The organism is Bartonella silvatica, from assembly GCF_040545155.1.
In the GTDB taxonomy this organism is placed as follows: Bacteria; Pseudomonadota; Alphaproteobacteria; order Rhizobiales; family Rhizobiaceae; genus Bartonella; species Bartonella silvatica.
The window spans coordinates 49,223-55,222 of record NZ_JBEPLI010000010.1; the positions used below are offsets into that span (position 1 = coordinate 49,223).

Here is a 6,000-nt window from a genome sequence, read left to right on the forward strand (position 1 = left end):
GGCATAAAAGATGGAGCCGTTGCACAAGATTCCACAGATGCAGTGAATGGTTCGCAGCTTTATGCAACCAAACGTGCTATTCTTGTATTAGGTGCGAGTGTGTCGAAATATTTTGGTGATGGCGCAGATATATTTAAGGGAATTATGCCTACCTTCTATGTTGGTGGTAAGGAATACCATACTGTTGCTGATGCTTTTGGTGGTACTGATAATTCTATTATGGATCTTTGAGAAGAAATTGAAGATATGAAAAATAACAGTATTATTAGTAAAGATGATGGTTTTTCTTTGGATGATTGGAGTGAAATAGAAGAGGGGCTTTTCTGTACAAGTCGTAATTTAAAGGAAGAAGTTGCCGGTAAAACAAATAGAATTCTTTTTGGTAACAAAATAGATGGTGATGAGATTAATTTTTTGAATAAAGATAATGAGGTACGTGTTCTTTCTGGTATAAAACGTGGAAGATTAGCAGAAGACTCGACAGAAGTGGTGAATGGTTCCCAACTTTATTCAATGTATGAACAGTTTGCCGGTTATTTTGGTGGTGGAGCTGGATATAGGAATAGAACATGGACTGCTCCAAGTTTCAGCATTGCACAATTATCTCGTCATGGAGAAAATACTTTCACGACATATGATAATGTTGCCAGTGCTTTTGAAGGTGTCAATGGCAGTATGAAAAATCTTAATGATCGTATCAATAAGATTGAAAATAATGCAGTGTCCGGCTCAATATCTGAGGGTTTGAATTGGAGTAAGAAGAAAGAATCCTATGATACAAGTCACAATAATAACGATAGCAAGATTATAAATGTTGCCGAAGGTGATGTTAAAAAATCTTCTGAAGATATTGTAACTGGTGATCAGCTCTGGGAGACAAATAAGAAAACTGAAGACATTGCTGATAATACTAAAAATGATATCGCTATTTTTAGCTATGATCATGATAAAAAAAGTAGCAATAAAAAGAGCAGCATCACTTTAAAAGGCGCTGATGAAAGCGATCCGGTTTTAATAGATAATATCGCTCATGAGGATACTAAGGAAGAACCTAAAAAAAACAGTAAATGCTGATCAGTTTTATAATGGTACTGACGAGAAGATGAAAACCATTCTCGAAGATGCAAATCAGTACACAAATCAGCAAGTAAATAACATGATGAAAAATAGTATCGGTAAGGCTCAAGCTTATACTGATCTAAAGTTTGAAGCATTAAGTTACGGTATTGAAGATGTCCGCAAAGAAGCAAGACAAGCAGCAGCCATTGGTATAGCGGCATCTAGCTTGCGTTATAATGATACACCAGGAAAATTGAGTGTTGCACTTGGTAGTGGTATATGGCTTAGCCAATCTGCATTTGCTGTTGGTGTTGGTTATACCTCTGAAGATGGAAACATTCGTTCTAATCTATCTGTAACAAGTTCTGGAGGACATTGGGGAGTCGGTGTAGGATTGAGTTTGACGCTCAACTAATTGTCAGAAATAGATTATTTAATCTTTATTTTTGCCCCTGCTTTAATTTAAGTGGGGGCAAATTATTTTTCATATAAAAAATAAATATTTCAACATGTTGTGAACGTTTTTTGTAAGGCGCCTCAATAAAATGAGGTCATTATTTCCATTACATAATGATTTATAATATTAAAAAACTTTTATGATATGCTTCAATATTTCTATAGAAAATATAAGAATTTATCGACAAACATTGAATACAAAGAATAATGTAAGAAATCATATTTAATCACAAACTAAAATTTCTATCGAAAGTGTGAGTTAACATTTTATTTTTCAGTTTCCCAATATTACAATGGCTTTCTCCTTAAAGATTTTTGCTTTAAAATAATTCATAGGAGTTATATCTACTTCATTTCTAATAAAATATTTGTGACATAGAAAGCTGATATCAAACTTTCGGGAAATATTGTCTCTACTTTGTGTTCGTTATTCCATTATTTTGGGGAATTCCGTTAAGGATAAAAAGAGCGCGTGCTTTTTCTATTGCTTGTAAATCATATTCAGGTGTAATCTAGCTGCATATTTGAGACAAAAATTAATAGAGATAAAGCTCTATTAATTATTGCAACCTTTGTATGCCAAATAGGGGTGAGTGTATTATATATCTGCTGTATATTTTTTGAAAAAGGAAGACAATAAACTGAGGGGGATATAAAGGTAAAAGCCCCATCTCCAAGGTTATCATAGCCTTTTGTTCCAGCTTTTTACCTTTCAAAAGTATTTATTAAAATATCTTTTAAATAACGAAAAATATGAATAAATTCATACTTCTACCATCGCATCCTTTAATGAGGTCATGCACTTCACACCAACCAGAGCGCCATTATTGTTACATATTCAAATACTTGCTTGAAAGAAAACTCCTCTTAAAATTCCAAGAGCGTTTCACAGTGCCCAAATCGTGAATGCTATAACAATAAAGCCACTTTGCTCCTTCATTGTTACACTTTTTAAGGAGTAAACCAGCATTATTATTATACTTACTAATTTGGAAATGTTGTGGTAACTCTTGTATTAAGATGCTTGATAATATTTTTGCTTCCTTCTTCTAATGTTTTTGTCCTTACGCTTTCTACATTCGTGATGTGCCAGAGTATAGTTTTGATTGATACAAAATACACAAGTTTAGAATGAGAAAATCTCATATTACTTGAATCTCTCATCTAGTATCAAAGTTAATGTTATAAAACACTATATGAAAGAAATTGATTTGAAGCATATTTTATGAATTTCACTCTAGTTTTAAGGGGTATCTTGCAGATATAATAGATGTTTGCTATGATATTATAAGAAGGCAGAAATCATGTTAAGACTTGTGGTAAGGGGACGTAAAATATTCCTATGTTTCGTACAAACTATCGGGGATATTGCTCTAGCTTTATAGAGAACAATAGGGACGTGATATTAGTATTAAGATAATGGATATTCATATGACCTTTAATCGGAATAATATCAAAAAATGAAATAAAGTCAATAGCTTGTGTATAATTATTTTATATGAATCCACTTAAGAATCCACACTTTTATACGTGATTCATTTGACCATTTTTTATATAAGATTGCCATGTATGAATAGACCATAAAAAGCAAATCATGACGTAAATATTATAACGCATGTAAACGTTCAAATGAAATGAAAAGCAGTTATCATGCATAACAGTTCATAAATTTTATGATACGTTTTTTATTACAGTTATAACTTAGTTATCATTTGCTCTTAAAAACGTTTTATTTATGAAAAACGAAGATCTAGATTTCACAGCAGAGCAAAATCTTGAAAACCTTACACTTTATAAAAGCGTTTGTTTATTTATCTTATGAAAATCTGTTTTTAAAAACCAATGCTTGCAAGCTAAAAAGAACGTTTTTACAAGACATTCACTTAATATGCATTTTCTTTTGATTGGATTGTTAAAGCTACCGAGCGTTTTGATTTGTTTGATAGGTTTGATAGCCATAACAAGCGTTTATAGGCTCTCTCATTCAAATGAGTGATTAAAGATCATATGCATCATTTACGTTCCTTTTGATAAGTTTTCATATCTTTCATAGAGCGCTTGCAATATGATACGTTTTGTATATATGCATTCATTACTCCATTGTGGATGATTATTTTTTATCATTAGAATCATATTTGAAAGCCGCGTCATATCACTTGGCACGGCTTTCTTTTATGAATGCTCTCTTTTATGATATGTATATTAAGCATTATCTTATAATGCGTTTATAGCCATCAAGAAGGCACCCCCATGTCTATTTTTATTCTGTTTCATCAACAATCTTGACAAGGTTATCGCTTTCATAAACCTCATAATTTATAGGAACTTCCTTTACTTTGCTTTTCTTGGTTAATTTCGCATTGCCATAAGCGCGACCCCAGACCTTAGTATAGAATAAAACCTTGGCATAGCTATGAATACGAGCCGAGCCAGCAACAATGGCACGACCATAGACCCTTGCATAACTAAAAACCGTAGCATCATAAGAAACATGAGCATTGCCATAGACACAAGCATGGTCATAAATTTTTGCGTATTGAGAGATGAAAGCCTTGCCATAGATTTCACAATTCCCATAGACTTGACCACAAACTTGAGAAAAATGCCGTATTTTTGCATTTTCAGCAACGACGGCATAGCCATACACACAAGCTTTATCATAAACCCAGCAATTGCCATCATGGGATAGATTAGCTTCCTTTTCAATAAAACCCCCTAAATCCCCCGTCTTAACATCATCAAAATCTTTTAAAGCTTTAATGCGATAAAGAATTTGATTACTAATTACACGCGTTTCATTTGTGAGTGCAAACTTCTTTTGCATAACACAATTCCTTTATAAATAGATTTGAATTTTAGAATGAAATGTTTAAAGAGGGGCGCCCCCGCCGCGCCTAGTGTTAATTACATTGCCTCGTCATAATATTCATGACGGTAATAATCATCATCACTCCCAAATCTTGGAATTGCTTCATCATGAATTTGATCATCTTCTGTTAAAGAGGCAGCACTATGAACACAAGAAGAACCAGATACATAAGAACCACAAACCACGGCATCATCAACGACATAGGAATCATCACAGATATAAGCACCATCACTTATTTTTGCATTGCCCCCGACATGAGCATTATCACAAATAACAGACATATCAGAAATATGAGCATGACCACTTACACGGGCGTTATCATAAATTTTAACATTGCCTTCGATGATAACGGCATTTTCAACATGTGCATTGCCATAAACCTCACAATAATCATTTATTGCCATGCCTTGAAAAATAGCATTGCCATAAATACGTGCATCGCCATAAACGTCTACAAAAAAGCCTTTGACTTTAGCATTGTGATAAACCCTTGCATTTTCAAAAACACGCGCTTTGTCATACACCCAGCAATTGCCATCATGAGATAAGTTGCTTTCCTTTTCAATAAAGCCGCCTAGATCGCCAGCTTTAACATCCCCAAAATCTCTTAAAGCCCGAATGCGATATAAGAAATGACCAGCTACGCAATCCATTTCGCTTGTAAATTCATATTTTTTTGATGTTTTTTTCTTATTAACGGGGGTGTTGTTTAATATATTTGTCATATTTAAACCTTACTGATTAAATGTTTGTTATTGACACCTCTATAGAGGCGCCGGGTGCTAACAAACACGGCAGTAAGTCCGTCGTTACACTTTTCCCATAAATGGGTATTGTATGGTGTAACTACACCCGACAAAATCACTATATATGCTAACAAAAGCATAAAAGATAGTCAGTTTTTAATAGGATTAGGTTTATCGCAACCTATTCGCTTACTGTTTAGTGTTGTTAAGCACTTGATTATTTATATAACAAAATACGTATTTATTGTCAAATAATATTTTATCTTTTTTGATATTTTTTGTATTTTTTTAAATACGTTGTGTATTGATAATATCATATGCTTATTAATTGCTTCTTTTATATTTATATGCGTTTAAAGATATATTATAGGCTTTATAAAACGATTGCGTTATTGTTTGAATCTATACATTTATAATATTTAAAAACGCTCTCATAATGCGTATTTTTATCTTTATAATCTATCAGTTTTTTTACTAAATGAATTTAAAATTTTTTTGTGAATTTTGTTTATAACGCATTTATCATTTGAACTGTCTTAATAGGCACCGCGCTCTTATAACCAATGCATTCATTTGCATTTTTGCTTTATTCAAACAAAGCTATTGTTTTTACGCATTCTCTATAGCTGTTATCTTCTTTACAGCCATCGCATCATTTTTCATTTTCATAAGAGAAACGATAAATAGGATAATTGTAATTTATAGACTGTTATGAAAACATCTAAAGAAAAACTGATAATTATAGAGATTATCAAAATCCCTTTTAATATCAGTGTTGTCAGTTCTTTTTAGAGCCTCTATTATTTTTTTAAATGAGAAAAATTAAAAATATTATATTTCAATAGGTTAATCTCTTTAAAACATAACTCA

5 protein-coding genes and 1 pseudogene are annotated in these 6,000 nt (G+C 32.5%); 4 read left to right on the plus strand and 2 right to left on the minus strand.

Going from position 1 to position 6,000, the window contains the following annotated elements; translation table 11 throughout:
* Positions 1-3 precede the first annotated feature (3 nt).
* From ABID23_RS08215 to ABID23_RS05150, 4 genes and pseudogenes are all read left to right on the plus strand, one after another.
* Positions 4-54, plus strand: a pseudogene (locus ABID23_RS08215) (hypothetical protein); the annotation flags it as partial.
* 45 nt (positions 55-99) lie between these two features.
* Positions 100-231, plus strand: coding sequence for a hypothetical protein (locus ABID23_RS05140; RefSeq protein ID WP_354189996.1), 132 nt, complete (start codon positions 100-102; stop codon positions 229-231).
* Positions 232-246: 15 nt separating this feature from the next.
* On the plus strand, positions 247-1,074 hold the full coding sequence (locus ABID23_RS05145) for a hypothetical protein (protein WP_354189980.1): 828 nt from the start codon (positions 247-249) through the stop codon (positions 1,072-1,074).
* Positions 1,075-1,156: 82 nt separating this feature from the next.
* Complete coding sequence (locus ABID23_RS05150; RefSeq protein WP_354189982.1) at positions 1,157-1,474, plus strand: YadA-like family protein; 318 nt, start codon at positions 1,157-1,159, stop codon at positions 1,472-1,474.
* A gap of 2,301 nt (positions 1,475-3,775) precedes the next feature.
* Here ABID23_RS05150 and ABID23_RS05155 read toward each other — a convergent pair.
* Both ABID23_RS05155 and ABID23_RS05160 read right to left on the minus strand, forming a co-directional pair.
* Positions 3,776-4,339 carry a hypothetical protein gene (locus tag ABID23_RS05155; RefSeq protein ID WP_354189984.1) on the minus strand — a complete coding sequence of 188 codons (564 nt, stop codon included), beginning with the start codon at positions 4,337-4,339 and terminating at the stop codon, positions 3,776-3,778.
* Positions 4,340-4,419: 80 nt separating this feature from the next.
* Positions 4,420-5,109, minus strand: coding sequence for an LbetaH domain-containing protein (locus ABID23_RS05160; protein ID WP_354189986.1), 690 nt, complete (start codon positions 5,107-5,109; stop codon positions 4,420-4,422).
* Between the last annotated feature and the right edge of the window lie 891 nt (positions 5,110-6,000).

Excerpts from the sequence above, each read along its gene's own strand:
- ABID23_RS05145 (WP_354189980.1), top strand. The coding sequence starts at position 247 with ATGAAAAATAACAGTATTATTAGTAAAGATGATGGTTTTTCTTTGGAT.
- ABID23_RS05150 (WP_354189982.1), top strand. The coding sequence starts at position 1,157 with ATGATGAAAAATAGTATCGGTAAGGCTCAAGCTTATACTGATCTAAAG.
- ABID23_RS05155 (WP_354189984.1), bottom strand. The coding sequence starts at position 4,339 with ATGCAAAAGAAGTTTGCACTCACAAATGAAACGCGTGTAATTAGTAAT.
- ABID23_RS05160 (WP_354189986.1), bottom strand. The coding sequence starts at position 5,109 with ATGACAAATATATTAAACAACACCCCCGTTAATAAGAAAAAAACATCA.